The sequence below is a fragment of the Pseudomonas sp. CFBP 13602 genome (assembly GCF_014842725.1).
GTDB lineage: Bacteria > Pseudomonadota > Gammaproteobacteria > Pseudomonadales > Pseudomonadaceae > Aquipseudomonas > Aquipseudomonas baltica.
In genome coordinates, this window is record NZ_JACYVT010000001.1 from 644,718 (window position 1) to 670,401 (window position 25,684).

The 25,684-nt window shown below is 64.9% G+C and carries 20 protein-coding genes; 18 read left to right on the top strand and 2 right to left on the bottom strand.

Annotation, left to right across the window (positions count from 1 at the left end; all coding sequences use genetic code 11):
* The first annotated feature begins 121 nt into the window (after positions 1-121).
* From IFU31_RS02775 to IFU31_RS02805, 7 genes are all read left to right on the top strand, one after another.
* A complete protein-coding gene (locus IFU31_RS02775) occupies positions 122-2,365 on the top strand; it encodes a TonB-dependent receptor (protein WP_244657611.1) in 2,244 nt (747 codons plus the stop codon).
* 212 nt (positions 2,366-2,577) lie between these two features.
* Positions 2,578-3,192 (top strand): TetR/AcrR family transcriptional regulator, encoded by a 615-nt coding sequence (locus IFU31_RS02780; RefSeq protein WP_192102219.1) that lies wholly within the window; start codon positions 2,578-2,580, stop codon positions 3,190-3,192.
* 73 nt (positions 3,193-3,265) lie between these two features.
* Complete coding sequence (locus IFU31_RS02785) at positions 3,266-4,372, top strand: efflux RND transporter periplasmic adaptor subunit (protein ID WP_192102220.1); 1,107 nt, start codon at positions 3,266-3,268, stop codon at positions 4,370-4,372.
* A complete protein-coding gene (locus IFU31_RS02790) occupies positions 4,369-7,470 on the top strand; it encodes an efflux RND transporter permease subunit (protein ID WP_192102221.1) in 3,102 nt (1,033 codons plus the stop codon). Before IFU31_RS02785 ends, IFU31_RS02790 begins: the two co-directional genes overlap by 4 nt.
* On the top strand, positions 7,467-8,756 hold the full coding sequence (gene fabF / locus IFU31_RS02795; protein ID WP_192102222.1) for a beta-ketoacyl-ACP synthase II: 1,290 nt from the start codon (positions 7,467-7,469) through the stop codon (positions 8,754-8,756). Before IFU31_RS02790 ends, fabF begins: the two co-directional genes overlap by 4 nt.
* Before the next feature lie 697 nt (positions 8,757-9,453).
* Complete coding sequence (locus IFU31_RS02800) at positions 9,454-10,680, top strand: MFS transporter (protein ID WP_122478575.1); 1,227 nt, start codon at positions 9,454-9,456, stop codon at positions 10,678-10,680.
* 149 nt (positions 10,681-10,829) lie between these two features.
* Positions 10,830-11,093 (top strand): hypothetical protein, encoded by a 264-nt coding sequence (locus tag IFU31_RS02805; RefSeq protein ID WP_163007615.1) that lies wholly within the window; start codon positions 10,830-10,832, stop codon positions 11,091-11,093.
* A 105-nt stretch (positions 11,094-11,198) separates the two neighbouring features.
* Here the strand turns inward: IFU31_RS02805 and IFU31_RS02810 are convergent, their stop codons facing one another.
* Both IFU31_RS02810 and IFU31_RS02815 read right to left on the bottom strand, forming a co-directional pair.
* Positions 11,199-12,152, bottom strand: a complete 954-nt coding sequence (locus tag IFU31_RS02810) for a FecR family protein (protein WP_192102223.1) — start codon at positions 12,150-12,152, stop codon at positions 11,199-11,201.
* Between the two features lie 48 nt (positions 12,153-12,200).
* Complete coding sequence (locus IFU31_RS02815; protein WP_244657612.1) at positions 12,201-12,749, bottom strand: sigma-70 family RNA polymerase sigma factor; 549 nt, start codon at positions 12,747-12,749, stop codon at positions 12,201-12,203.
* A 154-nt stretch (positions 12,750-12,903) separates the two neighbouring features.
* Here IFU31_RS02815 and IFU31_RS02820 point away from each other — a divergent pair, with 154 nt between their 5' ends.
* From IFU31_RS02820 to IFU31_RS02870, 11 genes are all read left to right on the top strand, one after another.
* Positions 12,904-15,360, top strand: coding sequence for a TonB-dependent siderophore receptor (locus IFU31_RS02820; RefSeq protein ID WP_244657613.1), 2,457 nt, complete (start codon positions 12,904-12,906; stop codon positions 15,358-15,360).
* Positions 15,361-15,418: 58 nt separating this feature from the next.
* The gene (locus IFU31_RS02825) at positions 15,419-16,966 is read left to right on the top strand and encodes a PepSY-associated TM helix domain-containing protein (protein WP_274598187.1); all 1,548 of its coding nucleotides are present in this window, start codon (positions 15,419-15,421) and stop codon (positions 16,964-16,966) included.
* A 74-nt stretch (positions 16,967-17,040) separates the two neighbouring features.
* Entirely contained in the window at positions 17,041-17,712 is a 672-nt protein-coding gene (locus tag IFU31_RS02830; RefSeq protein WP_192102224.1) for an FCD domain-containing protein, read from the top strand.
* 109 nt (positions 17,713-17,821) lie between these two features.
* A complete protein-coding gene (locus IFU31_RS02835) occupies positions 17,822-18,766 on the top strand; it encodes a 4-hydroxyproline epimerase (RefSeq protein ID WP_192102225.1) in 945 nt (314 codons plus the stop codon).
* Complete coding sequence (locus IFU31_RS02840) at positions 18,763-19,878, top strand: FAD-dependent oxidoreductase (RefSeq protein ID WP_192102226.1); 1,116 nt, start codon at positions 18,763-18,765, stop codon at positions 19,876-19,878. The genes IFU31_RS02835 and IFU31_RS02840 overlap by 4 nt, the downstream gene beginning before the upstream one ends.
* Positions 19,871-20,107 (top strand): (2Fe-2S)-binding protein, encoded by a 237-nt coding sequence (locus IFU31_RS02845; protein WP_192047320.1) that lies wholly within the window; start codon positions 19,871-19,873, stop codon positions 20,105-20,107. The genes IFU31_RS02840 and IFU31_RS02845 overlap by 8 nt, the downstream gene beginning before the upstream one ends.
* Complete coding sequence (locus IFU31_RS02850; RefSeq protein ID WP_192102227.1) at positions 20,104-21,360, top strand: NAD(P)/FAD-dependent oxidoreductase; 1,257 nt, start codon at positions 20,104-20,106, stop codon at positions 21,358-21,360. Before IFU31_RS02845 ends, IFU31_RS02850 begins: the two co-directional genes overlap by 4 nt.
* Positions 21,361-21,432: 72 nt before the next feature.
* Positions 21,433-22,182 carry an AraC family transcriptional regulator gene (locus IFU31_RS02855; protein WP_192057329.1) on the top strand — a complete coding sequence of 250 codons (750 nt, stop codon included), beginning with the start codon at positions 21,433-21,435 and terminating at the stop codon, positions 22,180-22,182.
* A gap of 226 nt (positions 22,183-22,408) precedes the next feature.
* Positions 22,409-23,227, top strand: a complete 819-nt coding sequence (locus IFU31_RS02860; protein ID WP_192102228.1) for an ABC transporter substrate-binding protein — start codon at positions 22,409-22,411, stop codon at positions 23,225-23,227.
* 10 nt (positions 23,228-23,237) lie between these two features.
* Entirely contained in the window at positions 23,238-25,007 is a 1,770-nt protein-coding gene (gene lhpI / locus IFU31_RS02865) for a cis-3-hydroxy-L-proline dehydratase (RefSeq protein ID WP_192102229.1), read from the top strand.
* Positions 25,000-25,680, top strand: coding sequence for an amino acid ABC transporter permease (locus tag IFU31_RS02870; protein WP_192102230.1), 681 nt, complete (start codon positions 25,000-25,002; stop codon positions 25,678-25,680). Before lhpI ends, IFU31_RS02870 begins: the two co-directional genes overlap by 8 nt.
* Positions 25,681-25,684 lie beyond the last annotated feature (4 nt).

Sequence of the window (25,684 nt, forward strand, 5' to 3'; positions counted from 1 at the left end):
AACGGTCGGTCACGGCGACGAGAATTATTATCGAATGTTAATCTTTTCCATTGAGGACATTTCGTTTTGTTTCGGAACCCTAGTGAGCCTTCACTCATTACCGAACCGAAAGGAATCCAGCATGTTGCCACACCGTCACCCGCGACCCGCGAATCCAGCACCGGCAGCACCGACATTCGCCCTGAGCCGTACCTGCACCGCCGTGCACATGGCTTTGCTGTTCGGCCTGAGCGGCGTTGCGATGGGCGCCCTCGGCGAGACGCAGGAGCAGGCTGAAAAAGCTCGCACAGCGCCCGACAAAGGCAGCCTGGTGCTGTCCGAGACCACTATCGAAGGCACCCAGGACACGCTCGGCACCCTGATGCCCGAGTACGCCGGCGGACAAGTGGCAACCGGTGGGCGGGTCGGCCTGCTCGGCAACAAAGACATCATGGAGACGCCCTTCAGCACCATCAGCTACACCGACAAATACATTCGGGACAGGCAGGCCAAGGACATCACCGACGTGATCGCCGCCACCGACCCGTCGGTGTTCAACAATGGTATCAAGGGCACCTACGGCGAGAACTATTCGATCCGCGGTTTCGGCGTGAGCGTCAGCGACATGACCGTCGACGGCCTCTACGGCATGGCGCCTTTCTACCGGGCATCGCCGGAAATGTACGAGCGTATCGAAGTGCTCAAGGGCCCCTCGGCGCTGCTCAATGGCATGCCACCCGGCGGCTCGGTGGGCGGCATCGTCAACTTGATTCCAAAACGCGCTGGCGATACCCCGCTGACGCGTCTGACCGGCACCTACCAATCGGATGCACAGTTCGGTGGGCATCTGGACATCGGTCGACGCTTCGGCGAGGGCAACCAATTCGGTGTGCGCTTCAACGGTGTCTACCGTGACGGCGACACCGCCACCGATGACCAGTCGTCGCGCAACGTGCTGTCGTCGCTGGCGCTGGACTGGCGCGGCGAGCGCGCCCGGCTGTCCGTCGACCTCTTCGACGCCGACGATCGTGTCAACGGTCAGAACCGCGGCATTGGCCTGGCTGCCGGCGTCGGCATTCCCAAGCCGCCGAAAGCGGGAACGCTGCTCAACCCTGACTGGGCCTACGTCGAAACCAAGGACAAAGGCGTCATCCTGCGCGGCGAGTACGACCTCAGCGACGCCGTGATGGCCTACGGTGCGGTGGGCACCAGCAAAACCCATTACCAATACAGCGGAGCCATATCCTCGGCCGTGATCAATGCGGCGGGTGATTTCAGAACGACCATGGGGCTGCTGAAAACCGAAATCGAGAAAACCTCGGCCGAGGTCGGCCTGCGTGGTCATTTCGATACGTTCGGCATCAATCACCAGTGGTCGGTGAACGCTACCCAATACAGTGACAAGGAAAAAAACTTCGGTCTTCGTGCAGTCCCCAATTCAATCGTGACTACCAACATCTACCACCCTGTCTGGGGAGCAAAATCGCCCGAGTCCTGGCCGCCGGTTTCGCACACCGAAAACGACCTGAAGAGCTACGGCATAGCCGACACCCTGTCGATGTTCGACAATCGTCTGCAGGTCACTGCGGGTGTACGCCGTCAGGAAGTGGTCACCGATACGTTCAGCGTCGTCACCGGCGCGCGCAACCGACCCAATTACGATACCCATGCCACCTCCCCTGCAGGCGCCATCCTGTTCAAGCTCACCGACAACCTGTCGCTGTATGCCAACTACATCGAGGGCCTGAGCAAGGGCGCCTCGGCGCCCGCGAGCGCCGCCAACGCCGGTGATGTGTTCGCGCCGTTCAAGTCCAAGCAGAAGGAAGTCGGCCTCAAGCTCGACCTGGGCACCTTCACCCACACCCTGGCGGTGTTCGAGATCAAGCGCCCGAATGCCTACACCGACCCGGCCACCAATATCTATTCGTTCGGTGGTGAACAGCGCAACCGCGGCGTGGAGTGGGGTTTCTTCGGTTCGCCGATGATGGATGTGCGGCTGATGGGCGGTGTCGCCTACGTCGACCCGGAAGTGACCAAGAGCGCCGGTGGCGCCACGGACGGCAAGAAGGCCACCGGTTATCCCAAACTGCAGGGCAAGCTCGGCATGGAATGGGACACCCCCCTGCTTGAAGGCCTGACGGTGACCGCCAATGCCACGGCGGTTTCCGAGCAATACATCAACGCCGACAACAGCCTGTCCGTCCCCGGCTACACCCTCTTCGATGCCGGTGCGCGTTACACCACGCACGTCTCCAACAAACCCGTGACGTTGCGTGCCAACGTGCGCAACCTGACCGACAAGGATTACTGGGGGATGCCGCTCACCCAGAGCCTGGGGCTGGGCGCTCCGCGCACTTATGAGCTGTCGGCCAGCGTAGACTTCTAGAACCAGGCCGGCCCGTCGGCAGTCGCTTCCCTGGGCGCAGGTCAACGTGCCGGCCCAGGGCCTTTTCGCGGCCACCGGCCGCGCCTACGAGGGCGCTGCTCGTTGGGTGGGAGCGGCCGTTCGCAGGCTCGACGCGTCGCAAATGAACTTGTGACCAGACGCGGTTACAGTCACTCTCTGTAGATCCCCGTCTACCGAGCCCTACAACCGCCATGACCCGCCAGCCCCTCGCTTTCCCCTCCCGGGGCCCAACCGATCACAGCGTTCGCGATCAGATCGTCGAGGCCGCCATGGCCCACTTCGGCCATTACGGCTATGACAAGACCACGGTATCGGACCTTGCCAAGGCCATCGGCTTTTCCAAGGCCTACATCTACAAGTTCTTCGAATCCAAGCAGGCCATCGGCGAAATGATCTGCGCCAGCCGGCTGGCCATGATCATGGCCGTGGTCGACCAGGCCATGGGCGCAGCCAGCAGCCCTTCCGACAAGCTGACGCGTCTGTTCAAGGCCGTGGTGGAAGCCGGCAGCGAGCTGTTTTTCCATGATCGCAAGCTCTACGACATCGCCGCTGTCGCGGCGCGGGACAACTGGCCCTCGGCGGCGGCACACGGCCAACGCCTGCATGGGCTGATCGAGCAGATCCTGCGCGAAGGCAGAGAAACCGGCGAGTTCGAACATCAGACACCTTTGGACGAAGCGAGCCATGGGATCTTTCTGGTGATGCGGCCCTACATCAGTCCAGTGCAGCTGCAATACAACCTCGAGAGCGCCTCGCTCGCCGCCGCACAACTGCCCGCCTTGATACTGAGGAGCCTGGCACCCTGATATGTGACCATTGACTGATTTGGTCACTAGTATCAGAATCGGATTCCTTCTACCCGCTTGCGTAAGGAATCCCATGTCTCGGCTTCGCGCTCCAGTGCTCGGCATTTGCCTGCTGCCTGTGCTTCTGACCGCCTGCGAAGGCCAGCCCAGCACTGTCGACCCGCGCACGCAGCCACCTTTGGTGAGGGTGATCGAGGCCGGCCATGCAACGGATGTCGACCGCGCGTTTACCGGTGTGGTGGCAGCGCGCGTGCAAAGCGACCTGGGCTTTCGAGTGGGGGGCAAGGTCGTGGAGCGTTTCGTCGATGCTGGCCAGTCGGTCAGCCGCGGACAGCGGTTGATGCGACTCGACCCCGCCGACCTGGCACTGCAGTCCAACGCCCGCGAGCAAGCCGTGGCCGCCGCCCAGGCGCTGGCCACGCAGACTGCGAACGATGAGCGGCGCAATCGCCAACTGGTTGCCAGCGGCGCCATTTCCGCTGCCAACTACGACCGCTTCAAGTCAGCAGCCGACACTGCCCGAGCCGATCTGGTAGCACTGCAGGCGCAGGCAGCCGTGGGCCGCAACGAAGCGAGCTACGCTACCCTGACCGCGGATTCCGACGGTGTGGTCGTGGCCACCCTGGCCGAACCAGGCCAGGTCGTGAGCGCCGGACAACCTGTGGTGAAGCTGGCCAAGGCAGGCCTGCGCGAAGCGGTCGTGCAACTGCCCGAAACCCTGCGGCCGGCGCCGGGCAGCACTGCCCAGGCCAGGCTGTTCGGCAGTTCCGGCAACAGCGTCAGCGCCGCGCTGCGACAACTGGCCGACGCTGCCGACCCGCTGACCCGCACCTTCGAAGCGCGCTATGTGCTGAACGGCGAACAGGCCAATGCGCCGCTGGGCTCGACCGTGACCCTTGCCATTGCCCCGACGCCTTCGCTAGCCGACGCCCTGAGCGTGCCCATGGCCGCCATTCACGACCCAGGCAACGGGCCAGGTGTGTGGATCGTCGCGGGCACGCCGGCGGTGATCGCATGGCGGGCAATCCAGGTCGTCGGCCTGGGAGATGACACAGCCACGGTGCGCGGCGTGCTTCCAGGTGAGCGGTTGGTTGCCCTGGGCCCGCACCTGCTTCATGAGGGCGAGGAAGTGCTGCTGGCGCCGCAGGATCTGCGCGTCCAGGCCGGGTCTCAGCCTTGAGCGGCAGTCGCTTCAACCTGTCCGCCCTCGCCGTGCGCGAGCGGTCGGTGACGCTGTTCCTGATTTTCCTGATCGCCATCGTCGGCACCCTGTCGTTCTTCAAGCTGGGCCGCGCCGAGGATCCGCCGTTCACGGTAAAGCAGATGACCGTGATCACGGCCTGGCCCGGCGCGACCGCGCAGCAGATGCAGGACCTGGTGGCCGAGCCTCTGGAGAAGCGTCTGCAGGAGTTGAAATGGTACGAGCGCAGCGAAACCTACACCCGACCGGGCCTGGCCTTCACCCTCCTGTTTCTGCAGGACAAGACGCCGCCTGCTCAGGTCGAGGACGAGTTCTACCAGGCACGCAAAAAGCTCAGCGATGCGGCCAGTAGCCTGCCGGCCGGGGTGGTCGGCCCCATGGTCAACGATGAGTTCGCCGACGTCACCTTCGCCCTGTTCGCGCTCAAGGCGCAAGGCGAGCCGCAACGCCTGCTGGTGCGTGAAGCCGAATCACTGCGTCAGCGCCTGCTGCACGTACCCGGGGTGAAGAAGGTCAATATCATTGGCGAGCAGTCCGAGCGGATCTTCGTGTCCTTTTCCCATGAGCGCCTGGCGACGCTGGGCGTTTCGCCGCAGGATATTTTCGCCAGCCTGAACGGACAGAACAGGCTGACCGCCGCAGGCGCCATGGAAACCCAAGGCCCTCAAGTCGTGGTACGACTCGACGGTGCCTTCGGCACGTTGGACGCCATTCGCGACACGCCTGTCATCGCCGGCCAGCGCACGCTCAAGCTGGGCGATGTGGCCACGGTTGCGCGCGGCTACGAAGACCCGGCCACGTTCATGGTGCGCCATCAGGGTGAACCGGCGCTGCTTCTCGGCGTGGTCATGCGTGATGGCTGGAACGGTCTGGAGCTGGGCAAGGCGCTGGCCGGCGAGACGGCGCGGATCAGCTCCGGGATGCCACTGGGCATGACCTTCGCGCAGGTCACCGATCAGTCGGTGAACATCGGTTCGGCAGTGAACGAGTTCATGATCAAGTTCTTCGTCGCCCTGCTGGTGGTCATGGTGGTGTGCTTCGTGAGCATGGGCTGGCGCGTCGGCGTGGTGGTTGCGGCGGCGGTGCCGCTGACCCTGGCGATCGTGTTCGTGGTCATGGAAGCCACAGGCAAGCATTTCGACCGCATCACCCTGGGCTCGCTGATCCTGGCACTGGGGCTGCTGGTAGACGATGCCATCATCGCAATCGAGATGATGGTGGTGAAAATGGAGGAAGGCTACGACCGCATCAAGGCCTCGGCCTATGCCTGGAGCCACACCGCGGCGCCCATGCTGGCCGGCACCCTGGTGACCGCCGTCGGCTTCATGCCCAACGGCTTCGCCCAGTCCACGGCCGGCGAGTACACCAGCAATATGTTCTGGATCGTCGGCATCGCGCTGATCGCATCCTGGGTGGTGGCAGTGGTGTTCACCCCCTATCTGGGGGTGAAGCTGCTGCCGGCGATCAAGGCCGTCGAAGGCGGTCATGGGGCGATCTACGACACCCCTCACTACAACCGTTTTCGCCGGTTCCTGAATCAGGTCATTCGCTGGAAATGGCCGGTGGCAGGCTTGGTGCTCCTTTCTTTCGCCCTGGCGATCGTGGGCATGGCCCAGGTCAATAAGCAGTTCTTCCCCACCTCGGATCGGCCGGAAGTGCTGATCGAAGTGCAGATGCCCTATGGCACGGCCATCGAGCAGACCAGCGCAGCCACCGCCAAGATCGAGGCCTGGCTGCGCCAGCAGGACGAGGCAAAGGTCGTGACTGCCTACATCGGCCAGGGCCCGCCGCGGTTCTATCTGGCGATGGCGCCCGAACTGCCGGACCCTTCGTTCGCCAAGATCGTCGTGCTGGCCGACAGCCAGGCGGCGCGCGAGGCCCTCAAGCTGAAGATCCGCGAGGCCGTGGCTCGGGGCCTGGCCCCCGAAGCGCGGGTGCGGGTGACCCAGTTGGTGTTCGGGCCCTACTCTCCCTACCCGGTGGCCTACCGCGTCATGGGGCCGGATCCGCAAGTGCTGCGTGAAATCGCCGGCAGGGTGCAGACGGTCATGCAGGGCAGCACGATGATGCGCACCGTCAACCTCGACTGGGGGCCGCGGGTGCCCACCCTGCATTTCGTCCTGGACCAGGATCGCCTGCAGGCTATGGGCCTGAGTTCCGCTATGGTTGCCGAGCAGCTGCAGTTCCTGTTGTCCGGGGTACCGATCACCGCCGTGCGCGAGGACATTCGTTCGGTGCAGGTGGTGGGCCGGGCTGCTGGGGAGATCCGCCTCGACCCGGCGAAAATCGGCGGCTTCACCCTCGTCGGCGGCAATGGCCAGCGCATCCCGCTGTCGCAGATAGGCGCTGTCGAGGTCCGCATGGAAGATCCGCTTCTGCGCCGCCGCGATCGGGTGCCTACCCTGACCGTACGCGGCGACATCGCCGAGCACCTGCAGCCGCCGGATGTCTCCAGCCAACTGACGAAAGCCCTGCAACCGATCATCGCCACGCTTCCCGACGGCTACCGCATCGAACAGGCAGGCTCCATCGAAGAATCGGCAAAGGCCACCGCGGCACTGGCGCCGCTGTTTCCGATCATGATCGCCATCACCCTGCTGATCATCATCCTGCAGACCCGCTCGATGTCAGCCATGACCATGGTGTTCCTCACCGCCCCATTGGGGCTGATCGGCGTGGTGCCTACACTGCTGCTGTTCAACCAGCCGTTCGGCATCAATGCCCTGGTCGGGCTGATCGCGCTGTCTGGCATTCTGATGCGCAACACGCTGATTCTGATCGGGCAGATCGACCTCAATGAGAAGAACGGCCTGGAGCCCTTCCACGCCGTGGTCGAAGCCACCGTGCAGCGCGCCCGGCCGGTGCTGCTGACGGCGCTGGCGGCGATCCTGGCGTTCATTCCACTGACCCATTCGGTGTTCTGGGGCACCTTGGCCTACACCCTCATAGGAGGCACGTTCGGCGGGACGGTGATGACCCTGATATTCCTCCCCGCGATGTATTCCATCTGGTTCCGCATTCGTCCGGATACCCGTTCAACACGTCATTCAATGACAGGCTTGGAGAAACACCCATGAACAATCGACAGGGTCAGAAACGCATCGTCGTCACCGGTACCGGGCTGGTGACGCCGCTGGGATGCGGCGTCTACGAGGTCTGGCGGCGGCTGTTGGCGGGCACTTCGGGCATCAGCCCCCTGCCTGCGCACATCGGTGAAGGTACCGGGGTCGCCGTGGCCGGGCAGGTTCCCACGCTGGAGGCCGACCCGGTGGCAGGCTACGATGCGCAGGCGCTGATACCGGCCAAGGAGCGCAAGAAGATGGACCGCTTCATCGAGTTCGCCCTGGTCGCCGCGCATGAGGCGCTGTCCCAGGCCAGATGGCACCCCACCAGCGAAGCCCAGCAGCAGCGCACGGCAACCGTCATCGGCTCGGGCGTCGGCGGCTTCGGCGCGCTCGCCGGGGCCGTGCGCACGACCGACGAGCGCGGACCGCGACGGTTGTCACCGTTCACCGCGCCATCGTTCCTGGCCAACATGGCGGCCGGGCACGTGTCCATCAGCAATGGATTCAAAGGCCCCCTGGGTGCTCCGGTCACCGCGTGCGCCGCGGGCGTGCAGGCGATCGGCGATGCCGCACGGCTGATCCGCAGCGGTGAAGCCGACATTGCCATCTGTGGCGGAACCGAGGCGGCCATCGACCGCGTCACCCTGGGCTGTTTCGCCGCCGCGCGTGCGCTGTCCACGGGTTTCAACGACCGGCCGAGCGAGGCATCGCGGCCGTTCGACCAGGATCGCGACGGGTTCGTCATGTCCGAGGGAGCAGGCCTGCTGGTGATCGAATCGCTCGAACATGCGTTGGCCCGAGGCGCGACGCCGCTGGCGGAACTGGTTGGGTATGGCACCAGTGCCGACGCCTACCACCTGACGGCCGGCCCGGAAGATGGCAGCGGAGCCCGCCGGGCCATGGAACAGGCCCTGCGCCAGGGCGACATCGACGCCCAGGATGTGCAGCACATCAATGCCCACGCGACGTCTACGCCAGTCGGCGACAAGGGTGAGCTGGCGGCCATTCGCGCCTTGTTCGGCACTCGGGCCGGCCTTGCCATCACCTCGACCAAGTCGGCCACCGGCCACCTGCTGGGCGCCGCTGGTGGGATCGAGGCCATCTTTACCGTGTTGGCCTTGCGCGATCAAATTGCACCGCCGACGCTGAACCTGCACACGCCGGACGAAGCGGCAGCCGGGCTCGATCTGGTCGGTCCGACTGCACGCAAGACAGCGATAACCTACGCCCTGTCCAACGGCTTCGGCTTCGGCGGCGTCAACGCCAGTGCATTGTTCCGGCGCTGGGAGGGCCGATAGCCGTCTGCCCACCCAATCCCCTGAGCGGGCTCTGCCCGCGAAAAGGACGCTGCGGTGAATCAGGCAGACCGCAGTGCGCCCTTCGCGGCCGATGACCGCTCCTACGGGGGGAGAAATACGCCAACCCATCGTAGGAGCGGTCCGTGGCCGCGAAAAGGACGCTGCGGTGAATCAGGCAGACCGCAGTGCGCCCTTCGCGGCCGATGACCGCTCCTACGGGGGAGAAATACGCCAACCCATCGTAGGAGCGGTCCGTGGCCGCGAAAAGGCGCTGCGGTGAATCAGGCAGACCGCAGTGCGCCCTTCGCGGTAGATGACCGCTCCTACGGGGGAAGAAATACACCAACCCATCGTAGGAGCGGTCCGTGGCCGCGAAAAGGCGCTGCGGTGAATCAGGCAGACCGCAGTGCGCCCTTCGCGGTCGATGACCGCTCCTACAGGGGAAGAAATACACCAACCCATCGTAGGAGCGGTCCGTGGCCGCGAAAAGGCGCTGCGGTGCATCTGGCCGACCGCGGCGCGCCCTTCGCGGGCAGAGACCCGCTCCCACAAGGGGGAGCGGCGCATTGATCTCACTGATGATCACTATCAAGCGCCGCGCCTCCCAGGCTGCGGCAACCCTCCCCTATAATCGCCGCCAATCCCCCCGCTCTTCACGCCTGCCCGCAGGCGCCACGCCCCTTTGGAACCGATGCCCATGCCCACCCCTCACTCGGCCGCCCCCGGCCTTTCCGAACGTACCCCGCAAAGCGTCAAGCAACAGTGGCTGGCGATCCTCTCGGTCGCCGTCGGCGCCTTCGCCCTGGTGACCAGCGAATTTCTGCCCGTGGGTGTGCTCAACGATGTTGCCAGCGACCTGGGCATCAGTGCCGGTCGCGCCGGCCTGATGGTCACCCTGCCAGGGATCATGGCTGCGCTTGCTGCGCCCTTGCTCTCGGTGGGCATCGGTGCGATGGACCGTCGCTACCTGCTGACCGGCCTGACGCTGATCATGATCATCGCCAACACCATCGTGGCCTTCGCCAGCGATTTCAACGTCCTGCTGATCGGCCGCGTGTTGCTGGGCGTCAGCATCGGCGGCTTCTGGGCCACGGCCATCGCCTTGAGCGGTCGACTGGCGCCCAAGGGCGTCGGCGTGGCCAAGGCAACGTCGATCATCATGATGGGTGTGACCCTGGCCACGGTACTGGGCGTGCCCGTAGGCACCTGGCTCAGTGGCCTGATGGGCTGGCGCATGACCTTCCTGGTCACCGCGCTGGTGGGCGTGCCGGTACTGCTGGCGCAGATCTTCCTGCTGCCGCCGCTGTATCCGGACCGGGCCATTCGGGTCAGGGACCTGCCTGCCCTGTTCACCAATGCACAGGCGCGGGTTGGCTTGATCGCCGTATTGCTGATCGGCCTGGCGCACTTCGCCGCGTACACCTACGTGGCACCGTTCTTCAAGCAGAGTGCCGGCTTCGATGGGTCCACCATCGGCTCGCTGTTGCTGCTCTACGGCATGGCCGGCGTGCTGGGCAATGTATTCGCCGGCTTCGCCGCCAATCGCAGCGTGCGCAATACGTTGTTGCTGGTGGCCCTGATGATCGGCACCAGCACCGCACTGTTCCCCCACTTCGCCACTGGTATCACCGGGGCCGCCATGCTGATAGCCCTGTGGGGCTTCGCTTTCGGGGCTTTCCCGGCCTGCGCCAGCATCTGGATGTTCGTGGTCGCGCCCAAGGATGTGGAGCGCGGCATGCCCCTGTTCGTTGCGCTGTTTCAGGTGATCATTGCCCTGGGCTCGTTCTTCGGCGGGCAGATCGTCGATCGGTTGGGCAGCTCGGTGCTGTTGAGCCTGGCCACGGCACTGGTTGGCGCAGGGTTCGCCACGGTGTTGGTGTTGGGCCGCAATGTCAGCAACAACGTGGTGGCTCAACCCGCCTGAGCCCGACTGCGCCGACCGCTGCCGGCAGGTCGTCGGCGCAGCAGCGCGCTTCGCAAAAAAAGTTGAACTGCTTTTCCAGCCGTTCGCCTAATGATCAGCTTGTGAATATTCCCACAGGCACTGTGTCAATATCGGCACTTTCCCCAGAGGTGGTCAACGTGGCTAAAGACGAGAAGAAAACCAAAAGCGATGCTTCGAAAGCCAGCAAGGAAATGAAGGACAAAAAGTCGTCACCGGAAAAGAAATCCGCCGCAGCCTCAGCGCTTTCGAAGTCCTCCGACAAGGACAAGAAAGACAAGAAGAAAGACGCCGAGCCGAAGAAAACTGCCAAGAAAGCCGACAGCAAGCCTGAAAAGGCCAAGAAGTCTGACAAGGTCGAAAAAGCAGAAAAGCCTGCGAAGAAGAAAAAGTGATATCCGTTGTCTGCTAGGGCCTTGCGCCCTAGCGTCCCACCCCTCGATAGCCCTGTTCCCCCGCCAAACCTCTTTTGCCTCGACGGCCAAGGCTTTATGCCAGGCTCATGCGCGCGTCTGATTCACCACCACTACGGTCAGCCAGGGCATTTGATAGATCTTCACCGGCTGGGTGCGGGCGAGCATTTCGAGCATGCCGGGAATGTCGTCGAGGTTGAATACGCCACTCACTGCCGTGGTCGGCAGGCTGCCTGCGATCACCAGCGAGCCAGGCAGATAGCGTTCAATGTCCGCGAACACCTCGGCCAACGGCTGGCGGTTGAAGATCAACTTGCCGCGCTGCCAGGCCGACGCGCTGCCCAGGTCCAGAGCGCCGGTGGGCGACGGCGCCGTTCCCGCAACGTATTCAAGACGCTGGGCGGCCTTCAGGGGAACCACCGCCCCACCAGACGAAACCTTCACTTCACCCTCCGTCACCCCGACACGCACCTGTTCACCCTGGCGATCGACATCGAAGCGGGTGCCCACGGCCTGTACGCTGCCGCCCGACGCCTGCACCACGAAAGGACGCGAGGCGTCCTTGCTCACCTGGAACAGCGCTCCGCCCTTGATCAGGCTGATCTCGCGCCGCGACGAGGAATAGCGAACCGATAAAGCCGAGCCGCTGTTCAACCACACCTGGCTGCCATCTTCGAGGGTCAGCGCCCGTCGCTCGCCGACCGCCGTGGCATAGTCGGCGAAATACACCTTGGCCGGCTCGCTCAACCCGGTCAGGGCCAGGGCGCCCACCCCGGCTGCCAGCGCCGCCCAGCGCAGCGGCCTGCGCGTGACCCTGGCGGGCACAACGAAGCGCTGCGCGGCGCAAGTCTGGGGAAGTGCCTGCCAGATCCGCTCGGCCAGTCGTGCCGCTGCCTCGTGGTCCGCGCTCTGTCCGCGCCAGCGGGCAAAGGCGCTGCGATCCGCCTCGCTGGCGCGGCCCGATGTCAGGTGCACCCACTGCTCGATGGCCTGGTCCTCCAGGTCGACGGCAGAAGCACTCGGATGGGTGGGCTCGGTCATGATAATGGGCTCGCGGTCGTTGCCGCATAGACGTCAGTACCGTGCATTCTAAGGGCACTCCGACTGACGAAGCCAATCGCGACAATGACGCATGGCGTGCACCATGTACTTGCCTACCGAGCTTTCCGACACCCCGAGGCGTGTGGCGATCTCTGCGTGGGTAAGGCCTTCGAGGCGACTGAGCAGCAACGCCAGACGGGCATTGCTGGGCAGGCGCTGCAGGGCCTTGTCGAGTTGCTCGATGGCTTCGGCGGCAAGAAAGGAGCGTTCCGGCGAGGCCATGGAATCACAGGGTTCCTCGTCGGGCTCATCGACCTGCAGCGCGCAATAGCGCCGTTCCTGGCGTAGGCGGTCGATGGCCAGGTTGCCGGCCACGCGGAAGACGAAAGCGCGGGGCTCGAGGATCTGCGCCGTGTCGGCCAGGCCAGCCAGGCGCACGTAGGTGTCCTGAGCCACGTCGGCAGCCTTTTCCACATTCCCCAAGCGCCGTGCCAGAAAGGCCAACAGGTCGGCATAGTGCTCCTGAAAGACCATCAGCAAAGGGTTGGAGTTGGGTGATACGGACATGCGCACGGCCCAGGCGATCGAGGCGCGCATCCTATCCCACTTGAGAACGGTTATCATCAGATTGGCAGATGATAATGAAAATATTTTCAATTTGAGTGGCAAGGTCGGGTCACCTCGTTCGTCGTTGGAGTGAGAAGCAAGATTCTCGGGCATTCCGCCTCCATTGGCTTACGGACGTTTACAGATGCAGGCACGTTTTCCTTCATTCACTCCCGCTACCGGTCGCACCCTGAGCCTGGCATTGATGCTGGCCATGACGGCGGGCCTGCCACTGCTTGCGCCTTCGGCACAGGGGGCAGAAGCGACCACCGTCCTGAACCTGCAATCGGCAGAGCAGTCGCTGGATCAGGCGCTGACCCGACTGGCAGACCAGGCCAACGTACGCCTGATCTTCAACTCCTCGGATGTGGCCAACCTGCGCGCACCGGCCTTGAAAGGCCGATACACCCTCGACCAGGCCCTGCAGACGCTGCTGCGCGGCAGCGGCTTCGGCTGGCAGATGCTCGATGCACGCACCCTGGTGCTGCAGAAGCTGCCCGCGCGCGACGATCCGGCCATGGCTCTGGGCGCCACCACCGTCAATGCCATGAACGATCTGGGCAGCAGCACCGACGGCACGGGCTCGTATACCACTGGTAGCAGCAGCACCGCCGCGAAACTCAACCTGAGCCTCAAGGACACCCCGCAGACCGTCAGCGTGGTGACCCGGCAACTGATGGACGACAAGAAGCTCACCAGCCTGGATAAGGTGCTGGAACAAACCCCGGGCATCACGTTCCAGTACCGAAACTTCGGCGGGCATGTGTACACCTCCCGCGGTTTTTCGCTGCTGGCGGAAAGCTTTCTGGTGGACGGTGTGCCTGGCCAGGGCTATCAGATCACCGGGTGGATGAAGCCCGACACTGCCATCTACGACCGGGTCGAAGTGCTGCGCGGCGCGGCGGGCCTGCTGGTGGGCGCAGGCGAGCCCGGCGGCGCGGTGAACCTGGTGCGCAAGCGGCCGACCGCCGAACCGCGACTGACGGTACAGGCCAGCGCCGGTTCCTGGGACCGCTACCGCATGGACCTGGACGCCAGCGGCAAGCTCAACGAAACCGGCAGCGTGCGCGGCCGACTGGTCACGGCCTACGAAGACAACGGTTCCTACCTCGATGAACGCAACACCCGCACGCCGCTGGTGTATGGCATCGTCGAAGCCGATATCGACCCGGACACCACCGTGAGCCTGAGCCTGCGCCACCAGGAAAACGTCATCAACGGCTATTCGATCTACGGCCTGCCGCGCTACAGCAACGGCAACGCCCTGGACATCTCCCGCTCCACTTCGCTGGTGCAGGATTGGAACCGTCACCAGAGCGAGATGAGCGAAGCGTTCGCGGAAATCGAGCACCGCTTCAACGAACGCTGGTCGAGCACCACCTCGGTGACCGTTTCCGAAGGCAGCTTCGATCAACAGATTGCCTATGCGCGACGCACCATCAGCCCGGTGACCAATACCGGTTCGGCGTTTCAGGCCGCACTGTTTCGCCAGGACAAGGTCACCAGCACCGGGGTGGACAGCCATGTCAGCGGCAATTTCGATGCCTTCGGCCTGACCCATGACGTCACCGTGGGCGGCACCTGGTCGCGCCAGGAGGCCAACACCCAGCAGGCCACCGCCAGCCTGGGCAACCGGCCACTGAACATTTTCAATGTCGACCACCATGCCATCGCCAAGCCTGCCAGGCCGGCATGGAGCACCGATATCGACATGACCGAGGAGCGCGCGGGCCTGTACGCCAACTCACGGCTGCGCCTGAGCGAACCGCTGAGCCTGGTACTGGGTGGTCGCACCAGCTGGTACGACTACACCTACGACATCAAGCGCGGCGCCGCCCTGCCCTACGAGTCCAAGGTGACACGCAAGGTCACCCCCTACGCCGGCGTGATCTACGACATCAGCGACGACTGGGCGTGGTATGCCAGCTATGCGGAAATCTTCAATGCCCAAGGCAATTACGTCGATACCAGCGGTACGCCGCTTTCACCCTCCGAAGGCGACAACTACGAAACCGGCATCAAGGGCGCGCTGTTCGATGACCGCCTGAACCTGTCGATGGCGCTGTTCTACATCAAGCAGACCAACGTCGCTCTGGTCGACCTGGCCAATACCAACTGCACCAGCAACGACTCCGAGGGCAGCTGCTACGTCAACGGCACCATCAAGCGCAGCAAAGGCGTCGACCTCGAAGCCAGCGGCGAGATCCTGCCAGGCTGGCAGGTGTTCGGTGGCTACACCTTCAACCTGCTGCGCAACAATACCGAAGACGTCGAGGTGGCCTACGAGACGCCCAAGCACATGCTGCGCCTGCAGACCAGCTACAACCCGCCCGGTGCCTGGGACCGGCTGACCGTCGGGGGTGGCGTGTCGGCGCAGTCCTACTACAAGGCCTCGTCGACCACCGGGCTGGACTTTGGCAGTCAGGGGTATGCGATCTGGGATGCGCGCGTGGCCTGGAAGCTGGACGAGCACTGGAAGGTGCAGCTCAACGCCGAGAACCTGTTCGACAAGCGTTACTACACCACTGCGGTAGCGGTCGACCGTTCGAACGTGTTCGGCGAGCCACGCAGCTACATGCTGACCCTGCGAGGCGATTTCTGATCGCGTCGACCTCGGGATCAGTGCGCTGAACGGCTCCCTGCGCCGCTCCCTGGGCTGGCTGCACACCTGGTGCGGCCTGGTCTGCGGCTGGCTGCTGTGCGTGATCTTCCTGACCGGCTCGTTGAGTGTGTTCCGCGAACCCATCACCCGCTGGATGGAGGCGCAGCCGATCGCCCCGCTCGACGCCGGGGAGCCGCTGGATCAAAGCTCTGCTGCCTGGCAAGCGCAGCGCTACCTGGCTGCACACGGCGCCGGTGCGCGGCTGTGGCGGGTGCAGCTGCCGACCTCTGCGGGCGAGGCCGTGCACCTGCTGTGGCGCGACGCAAGCGGCACCCGGCAGATCGCTCTCGACCCTGCGAGCGGTACACCGGTGATGTCGCAAGCACTGCGCAAGACCGAAGGCGGCCGGCATTTCATGTCGTTCCACTACATGCTGCAACTGCCGGCGCTGGGCTTCTGGATCGTCGGCGCGCTGACCGTCGGTTTTCTGGTTGCACTGGTATCGGGGGTCGTGATTCACCGACGCATCTTCGCCGACTTCTTCACCTTCCGACCCGGCCGCGGGCCGCGTGCCTGGCTCGATGCACACAACGCCGCGGCCGTGCTGACCTTGCCGTTCCAGTTGATGATCGCCTACACAGGCCTGTGCATCTTCGCCAGCAGCTACATGCCGTGGCCGGTGTACGCCGTGTACGGCTCGAATGACGGTGCCCATGCACGCTTCAGCGCCGACCTGGCGCCGCAGGCTCCGGTTGTGCGCAACACTGCGGCGCTCGACACCCCGACACCTGCGTGGGAGCGGCTGCTTGAACAGGCCCATGCATTGACCGGGCAGCCGGCGCAGATGCTGTTGGTGGACAAGCCTGGCACTGCCAGCGCCAGCGTGCGCGTCATCGGTCGTCTCGACCCCGGCCAGCCTTCGTCCGATCTGTTCACGCCCCAGGCCAGCGTGCTGTTCGACGCAGCCAGTGGCGACGTGCTGCAACTCAGGCTGCCTGACCCGGACAGCGTGTCCATGGGCGCACGCATCGAAGGCGTGATGCGTGCCCTGCATTTCGCCGATTTCGGCAGTTGGGCGTTGAGGTGGGTGTACTTCGCCAGCGGCCTGCTGGGCACGCTGATGATGGTCGCCGGCACGCTGCTGTTCTCGATCAAGCGACGGATCAAGGGGCAGCACGAATTCGGCGCTGCGACCCGACGCTTCTATCACGGTGTCGAAGCGCTCAACGTGGCGTGCAGTGTGGGCATTGGCCTGGCGTGCTGTGCCTACTTCTACGCCAACCGGCTGCTGCCGCTGCAGTTGCCGGACCGGGCCAGCTGGGAGATACGCTGTTTTCTGCTGATCTGGCTGGCGACCCTGCTGCACGCATTGTGTCGGCCGCGCAACCGCGCATGGGCCGAACAGCTCGGCTTGGGGGCGCTGCTGTGCCTGTGCCTGCCGCTGCTCAATCACTGGACCACGGGGCAGAACCTGTGGCGCTACGCTGTCGCCGGCGACTGGCAGCGCGCAAGCGTGGAAGCGGTAGCGCTGGGTTGCGGCGCGCTGCTGGCAGGGGTGCTGATGAAGCTGCGACGGCGTCATCAGCGGCAGCGCCTGATGCCTTAGCCGGATCAAAGCCGGTTCAGGCCGCCGCAAAACTGTATACCATATGCACTCAATCCCTCGAATGACCCAGCATCGTGGCCCAGACCAAACTCAACGCGCCGGACCTCGGCAATTCTCCCTCGACCTCGGAGATCATCACCCGGCACCTGCGCGACGCGATCGTTGCCGGGCATTTTGCCGAGGACGAACCGATCCGTCAGGACGACATCGCCCGCCAGTTCAATGTCAGCAAGATCCCCGTTCGCGAAGCGCTCAAGCGCCTCGAAGCCGAGGGTCTGGTCATGTTCCAGCGCAATCGCGGGGCGATGGTCACGCGCCTGTCGGAGTCGGAGCTGGCGCAGATGTTCGAAGTGCGCATGCTGCTCGAAGACAAGGTGCTGCGCCTGGCCATTCCAAACATGACCGAGGCCACTTTTACCCGCGCCGAGAGGATCTGCCGCGAGTTCATCGGTGAAACCGACGTGGGCCGCTGGGCCGAGTTGAACTGGGCGCTGCACGCCTGCCTCTACGAGCCCGCGCAACGGCCGTTCCTGGTGGGGATGATTCGTTCGGTCAACGACAAGCTGGAGCGTTACCTGCGCATGCAGATGAGCCTGTCGGCCGGCAAGGATCGCGCCGACCACGAACACCGGGAGATTCTCCAGGCCTGCCGCGAGCGCAACGTGGAGCTGGCCGTGCGCCTGCTCGACGAACACATCGTCGGCGTCTGCCAGACCCTGTTCGAGCATCTGCCAAGCGCCCGCTGAACCCTGGCACTGTGCCGAATTCGTCATTGTCGCGGGCTAAATAGCTCAAGCCGCAGTTGGCTATCTGCGCCATTCTAAGGGTCACTTAACCGACCCGACGAGTGGCCCCATGACCCGCATCCAAGTGATCGACTCGCACACCGGTGGTGAACCCACCCGCCTGGTGATCGACGGTTTTCCCGAGCTGGGCACCGGCAGCATGGCCGAGCGCAAGCAATTGCTCGCCGAGCGGCATGATGCCTGGCGCGCCGCCTGTGTACTGGAGCCGCGGGGCAGCGATGTGCTGGTAGGCGCACTGCTGTGCACGCCGGTAGACCCGAACGCCTGCGCCGGGGTGATCTTCTTCAACAACACCGGCTACCTGGGCATGTGTGGCCACGGCACCATCGGCTTGATCGCCTCGCTGGCCCACCTGGGCCGAATCGGGCCGGGCGTGCACGCCGTCGAGACGCCGGTCGGCACCGTCCAGGCCACGCTGCACGAGGACGGTTCGGTGAGCGTGCGCAATGTGCCGGCCTATCGTTACCGCAAGGACGTCGCCCTGCAGGTGCCGGGCATCGGTTCGGTCACCGGCGACATCGCCTGGGGCGGCAACTGGTTTTTCCTGGTCGCCGAGCATGGCCTGGCGGTCAGCGGCGACAACCTCGACGCCCTGACGGCCTACACCGTCGCCGTGCAGCAAGCGCTGGAGAACCAAGGCATACGCGGCGAGGACGGCGGGCTGATCGACCACATCGAGTTGTTCGCCGAAGACCAACGGGCCGACAGCCGCAACTTCGTGCTGTGCCCCGGCAAAGCCTACGATCGCTCGCCTTGCGGAACCGGGACCAGCGCCAAGCTGGCGTGCCTGGCCGCCGACGGCAAACTGCAGCCCGGGCAGATCTGGCGTCAGGCCAGCGTCATCGGCAGCGAGTTCGAGGGTTCCTATGAAACCCTGGAACACGGCAGCGACGGGCCCGTTGTGCCGACCATTCGCGGCCGGGCCTACATCAGCGCCGAAGCCACACTGATCCTGCAGGCCGACGACCCCTTCGCCTGGGGTATCCGCTTGTGAACCCCACGGCCGTGGCCGATGCCATCGTCATCGGCGCAGGCATCGTCGGCGCTGCCTGCGCCCAGGCCCTGGCCAAGCGCGGGCTGAGCGTACGGGTGCTGGACGCCGGCACGCCCGGTGCCACGGCCGCCGGCATGGGCCACCTGCTGGTGCTCGACGACAACGCGGCCGAACTGGCCTTGAGTCAATACTCGTTGAAGCGCTGGCGCGACATCGCCGGGTCGTTGCCCGACGGTTGTGCCTACCGCAGCAACGGCACCCTGTGGCTGGCCGCCAACGCTGAGGAAATGGCCGTTGCCGAGCACAAGCTCGAGGTGTTGCGCGAGCATGGCGAGGCCTGCGAAATCCTCGCTGGCAACGCCCTGCGCGAGCGCGAACCGTTGCTTCGCGAAGGGCTGGAGGGTGGTCTGTTGATCAAGGGGGACGGCATTGTGTATGCGCCGGCGGCCGCCCAGTGGATGCTTGATCATCCATTGATCCGCCAGCAACGCGCCACGGTCACCCAGGTAGACGGCAACCGTGTGCGTCTGGCCGACGGCCAATGGCTCAGTGCTGGCATGGTGCTGTTAGCCAACGGCATCCAGGCCACCGAGCTGTGCCCCGAGTTGCCGATCCAGGCCAAGAAAGGCCATCTGGCAATCACCGACCGCTACCCCGCGCAGATCACCCACACGCTGGTGGAACTGGGTTATGTCACCAGCGCCCACAACGCCAGTGGGCCGTCCACAGCCTGCAACATCCAGCCGCGCCCGACCGGACAACTGTTCATCGGCGCCTCGCGGCAATTCAACACCACGGATCCCGACGTCGAAGGCTGGATGCTCGCCAAGATGCTCCGGCGCGCGGCAGAGTACGTGCCTGCGCTGAACACGCTGAATGTGATTCGTGCCTGGACCGGTTTTCGCGCCGCCAGCCCGGATGGCTTGCCCCTGGTGGGCGAGCATCCCCAGCGTCCGGGCCTGTGGCTGGCGGTGGGTCATGAAGGCCTGGGGGTGACCACTGCGCCGGCGACCGCCGATTTGCTGGTGGCGCAACTGTTCGACGAATCACTGCCGCTGGCGGCAACGCCCTACCTGCCGCAACGTTTTCTTGGAGGGTCCAGCCATGCTTGAGTTGACGGTCGATGGACGCACGCTGCAGGTGGCGGTCGGCACCAGCGTCGCTGCGGCACTCGCGATGGCCGGTGATGGCTGCACGCGCACCTCGGTCAGCGGCCAACGGCGCGCGCCGCTGTGCGGCATGGGTATCTGCCAGGAATGCCGTGTGACCATCGACGGCGCGCGGCGCCTGGCGTGCCAGACGTCCTGCCGCGACGGCATGCAGGTACGGAGCCTGCCATGATCGAGCACGTCGATATTCTCATCATCGGTGCCGGGCCGGCAGGCATCCATGCGGCGCTGGCAGCGGCACCCAGCGGCCTGCGCATCGTGTTGCTGGACGACAATCCGTTGCCCGGCGGGCAGATCTGGCGCGATGGCCCGCAGGCCTCGCTGCCCACCCAGGCCACACGGCTGCGCGAGCGCCTGCAGGCGTGTGCCAACGTGCAGATCCAGGGTTCCACTCGGGTGATCGCCCGGCCTGCGCCCCATCAGTTACTGGTGGAGAGCGACGAGCGCGGCTGGATCATTGGCTATGCAAAGCTGATTCTGTGCACCGGTGCCCGCGAGTTGCTGCTGCCCTTCCCCGGCTGGACGCTGCCTGGCGTGACCGGTGCCGGTGGCCTGCAAGCGTTGATCAAGGGCGGCCTCCCCGTTGCGGGCGAACGCGTGGTGGTCGCTGGCAGCGGCCCGCTGCTGCTGGCCAGCGCGCACAGTGCAACGAAGAACGGCGCACGGATCCTGCGCATCGCCGAGCAGGCCAGCACCCGCGCCGTGGCAGGATTTGCCACGCAGCTGCCACGCTGGCCACATAAATGGCTGCAGTCGTTGCAACTGTTTTCGCCCGCCTATCGCACCAGCAGCCATGTGCTGGCCGCTCTGGGTGACGACCGCCTGGAAGGCGTACGACTGATGCAGCAGGGCCGAATCAGGGAACTGCCCTGTGACCGGCTGGCCTGCGGCTTCGGCCTGGTGCCCAACACGCAGCTGGGCGAGGCCTTGGGCTGTGCGCTGCAGGACCGGGCCATCGCCGTCGATGCCTGGCAGGCGAGCAGCCTGGCGGACCATTTTGCCGCAGGCGAATGCACCGGCTTCGGCGGCAGCGAGCTGGCCTCGGTGGAAGGCAGCATCGCCGGACACGCCGCCGCTGGCGACCAGGCGGCGGCGCAGCGGCTTTGGCCGCAGCGGGCCCGTTGGCAAGGCTTCGCCGCCGTGCTGAACCGGGCATTTGCCCTCGATCCTGCGCTCGCTGCCCTGTGCGCGCCGGACACCCTGGTCTGCCGCTGCGAAGACGTGCCGTTTGCAGCGCTTGCCGCCCATTGCGATTGGCGCGAGGCCAAACTCGCCACCCGCTGCGGCATGGGCGCTTGCCAGGGGCGGGTATGCGGCGCCGCCACCGCGCACCTGTTCGGCTGGCAACCCTCGGCACCGCGACCGCCCTTCAGCCCGGCACGGATCGAGACCCTGCTGCGCCTCGACGGCCACCCGCCCGCCTGAACACATTGTCCGGGCTTTGCGCAGCAGCCCGGCAGCACTATCCTGCAGGAGTCACTTCCGGACCTCGACCCCATGCTCGCCGCATTCCTCAGCGCCAGCCCGTGCCAACTACCGAACCTGCTGGGCAGCCTGCACCCCCTGGCCCCCTTGCTCGACGCCTTGGCCGACGTGGTGTTTTTCATCAAGGACGACGCCGCCCGCTATGCCTTCGTCAATGCCACCCTGGCCAAGCGTTGCGGCTTCAAGACCAGTCAGCAGCTGCTGGGCTTGACCGCCGAGCAAGTGTTCCCGGCACGCTTTGGCACGCTGTACACCGAACAGGACCGCAAGGTCCTTGGCAGCGGCCGCGAATTGGCCAATCAGCTGGAGCTGCACCTCTATTATGGCAACCAGCCCGTGTGGTGCCTGACCCACAAGATCGCCTTGCACGATGAACAGGGTCGGATCATCGGCCTGGCCGGCATTTCCCGCGACCTGCAGTTGCCTCAGTCGAGCCACCCGGCCTTCGCGAAACTGGCGGCGGTCGACGCGCACATCCGCACCCATTTTCATCGTCCGATCAGCCTCGCGGAGCTGACCGCCATTGCCGGGCTGTCGGTTGCGCAACTGGAGCGTCACTGCAAGCGGATCTTCCACCTGACCCCGCGCCAGCTGATTCACAAGGCCCGCCTCGAGGAGGCCTCACGTCTGCTGCGCGACGAAGACCTGCCCATCACCGATGTCGCCCTGCGCTGTGGCTACACCGACCACAGTGCGTTCAGCCGGCAGTTCCGCGCGCTGACGCACCTTTCGCCAAGCCTGTACCGCGAAAGCCATCGCTGATGTTCCGTTAGCGGGCAATCATTGGGGCGGTGCTCCCTTATGTAACACCCCACGGCGTCATACCCGACTCTTCCACCATCGTCGATCCATGATGAATACGCCCTGATTCAGGGGCTTACGACGACAGCGCGAGCACGAACGAAAACAGGCACGTCTGTTGCATTTGAAATATCGTATACGAAATTCTCAATGACAGTTCCAGTGCCCACCCAACTCCGAGGCCTCCATGAAAACTCCCGCCTTCGCCGTAGCCCTAACCGCTGTGCTCAGTACTACTTTCATGGCGACCGCCCAGGCCGACAAGCTGGACGACATCATTGGTTCCGGCAAGCTGCGCTGTGCGGTGACCCTGGACTTCCCGCCCATGGGCATGCGCGACAGCGCCAACAAGCCTGCGGGGTTCGACGTCGACTACTGCAACGACCTGGCGAAGGTGTTGGGCGTCGATGCCGAAGTCATCGAGACGCCGTTTCCAGACCGGATTCCGGCACTCATCTCGGGCCGTGCCGACGTAATCGTGGCCTCCACCTCCGACACCCTGGAACGGGCCAAGACCGTCGGCCTCAGCGTGCCCTACTTCGCCTTCCAGATGGTCGTGCTGACCCGCGACGACACCGGCGTCAACAGCTTCGACGACCTCAAGGGCAAGGCAGTGGGCAACACCAGCGGCACCTACGAGGCCATCGCGCTGGAAAAGGACGTGAAGGGCTGGGGCAGCGGCAGCTTCCGCGCGTATCAGTCGCAGAACGACACCATTCTGGCCGTCGCCCAAGGCCATATCCAGGCCACCGTGGTCACCAATACCGTGGCCGCCGCCACTCTGAAATCCGGCAAATACAAGAACCTCAAGGTCGCCGGCAATGCGCCCTACGTGATCGACTACGTTTCCCTGGGCGCCAAGCGCACCGAATACGGTCTGCTCAACTACCTCAACCTGTTCGTCAACCAGCAGGTGCGCAGCGGTCGCTACAACGAGTTGTTCGTCAAATGGGTCGGCACCGACATTGCGCCCGCCAACCTCACCGTACCCAACGTCTACTACTGAGGTGACGACCATGCCACGCAGCGTCGGTGGACGCAGCCTGATAGACGGCAGCGCACAAGGCGCCCTGTTGTTTGCCGACACTGGCCTGAGTTTCTGGGGCGGGGTCGACCCCAGCAGTGGCGAGGTGATCGACCGTCATCACCCGCTCAGCGGTCAGCGGGTGGCGGGCCGGGTCCTGGCGATTCCCGGCAGTCGCGGGTCCTGCACTGGCAGCAGCGTCATGATGGAACTGATCAGCAACGGCCACGCGCCGGCAGCGCTGGTACTGGCCGAAGCCGATGAAATCCTCAGCTTGGGCGTGCTGGTGGCACAGCACTTCTTCGCCCGCTCGCTGCCGGTGCTGTGCATCGGCCAGGAAGCCTTCGATACGCTGCGCGGCGTGGCATGGGCTCGGTTGGATGGGGCAACGCTCGGTCTCTACAGCCAGGCGCCGGCGGACGACTGGCAGCCGCAGCCAGGCGTCGGCCAGCCGGAGCCGTTCGATGACGGCTTTGCACTCGACAGCCGTGACCATGAGTTGCTCGCAGGCAGCCACGGCAAGGCGGCGCAGGTGGCGATGCAGATCGTCCTGCGCATGGCCCGTCTACAGGGCGCGCGGGAACTGGTCGATATCACTCAGGCGCACATCGACGGCTGCATCTACACCGGCCCTGCCAGCCTGCGGTTTGCCGAACAACTGGTGCAATGGGGCGCGCGGGTGCGGGTGCCCACTACCCTGAACGCCATCTCGGTGGACCAGCGGCGCTGGCGAGCACTGGGCATCGATCCGGCCCTGGGCGAGCCTGCCAGCGCGTTGGGCGACGCGTACACGGCCATGGGTGCGCGCGCAAGTTTCACCTGCGCGCCCTATCTGCTCGACAGTGCACCGGCGCTCGGCGAGCAAGTGGTGTGGGCCGAGTCCAACGCGGTGGTATACGCCAACAGCGTGCTCGGTGCGCGCACGCTCAAGTACCCGGACTACCTGGACATCTGCATTGCATTGACTGGCCGCGCGCCCCTGATCGGCTGCCATCTCCAGGAGCAACGTCGGGCCCAACTGCTGATCGACGTACCGGCGTTGAAAGAACTGGATGACAGCTTCTACCCGCTGCTCGGCTATCACGTCGGGACCCAGTGCGGCAGCCGCATTCCATTGATCAGCGGCCTGCAGCACCTCAGGCCCAGCCTGGACGACCTCAAGGCATTCGGCGCCGCGTTCGCCACCACCAGCGCTGCACCCATGTTTCATATCGCCGGCGTCACTCCGGAAGCCCTGAACCCGGCGCACTCGAGTGACTCACCGGAAACGCTGCCGCGCGTCTCGATTTCTCTGCAAGACCTCTACGCCAGCTGGATGGAACTCAACAGCGCCCGGGACACGCAGGTAAGGTTGGTATCCCTGGGCAACCCGCACTTCTCCCTGACCGAATTCGCCCGCCTGGCCGAGCTCTGCCGCGGCCTGCGCAGGCACCCGGACGTGGTACTGGCCATCACCTGTGGCCGAGCGGTGCTGGAACAGGCACGGGCGGCGGGTCATGTGGCCGTGCTCGAGGCCTTCGGCGCCACGCTGATCACCGACACCTGTTGGTGCATGCTGGGCGAACCGGTCATTCCCGTGGGTGTGCGCAGCCTGATGACCAACTCGGGCAAGTACGCCCACTACGCGCCCGGCCTGGTCGGGCGCAGCGTTCATTTCGCCAGCCTCGGCACCTGTGTCGACAGCGCGTGCAGCGGCGCCACCAGCGCTCGACCGCCCGCCTGGCTGGCCACCTGTGCAGCGGAGGGCGCGGAGCATGTTTGACTACACCTTCCAATGGCGGGCTGCGTGGCGCGCCCTGCCCGACATGCTGCAAGGCGCGTGGGTGACGTTCGAAACCGCGGCGCTGTCGATGATTTTCGGTGTGCTCATCGCCCTGCTTCTGACCGTGATGCGTGCAGGCTCCGAACGGACGTTCCGCGGCCGGGCGCTGCGCGGCATCGGCGACGGCTGGGTGTCGATTGCGCGCAACACCCCGTCGCTGTTCCAGATCTACATCCTGTACTTCGGCCTCGGCTCGCTGGGCCTGCACGTCAGCTCCTGGCTGGCACTGCTGGCCGGCATCACCTTCAACAACGCCGGCTACCTGGCGGAAAATTTCCGCGGCGGTCTCAGGGCGGTGCCGGACACCCAGATGCGCGCCGCGCGCTCGCTGGGCATGAGTGCCTTCCAGGCCTACCGCATGATCATCGTTCCGCAACTGTTGCGCGTGGTGTTCTACCCGCTGAGCAACCAGATGGTCTGGGCGGTGCTGATGACGTCCCTGGGCGTGGTAGTCGGGCTCAACGACGACCTGACCGGGGTCACCCAGGACTACAACGTGAAGACCTTCCGCACCTTCGAATATTTCGCGATGGCCGCGGTGCTCTATTACCTGATCGCCAAGCTGATCGTCGGCCTCGCCCGGCTGTTGAGCTGGCGTCTGTTTCGCTACTGAGGAG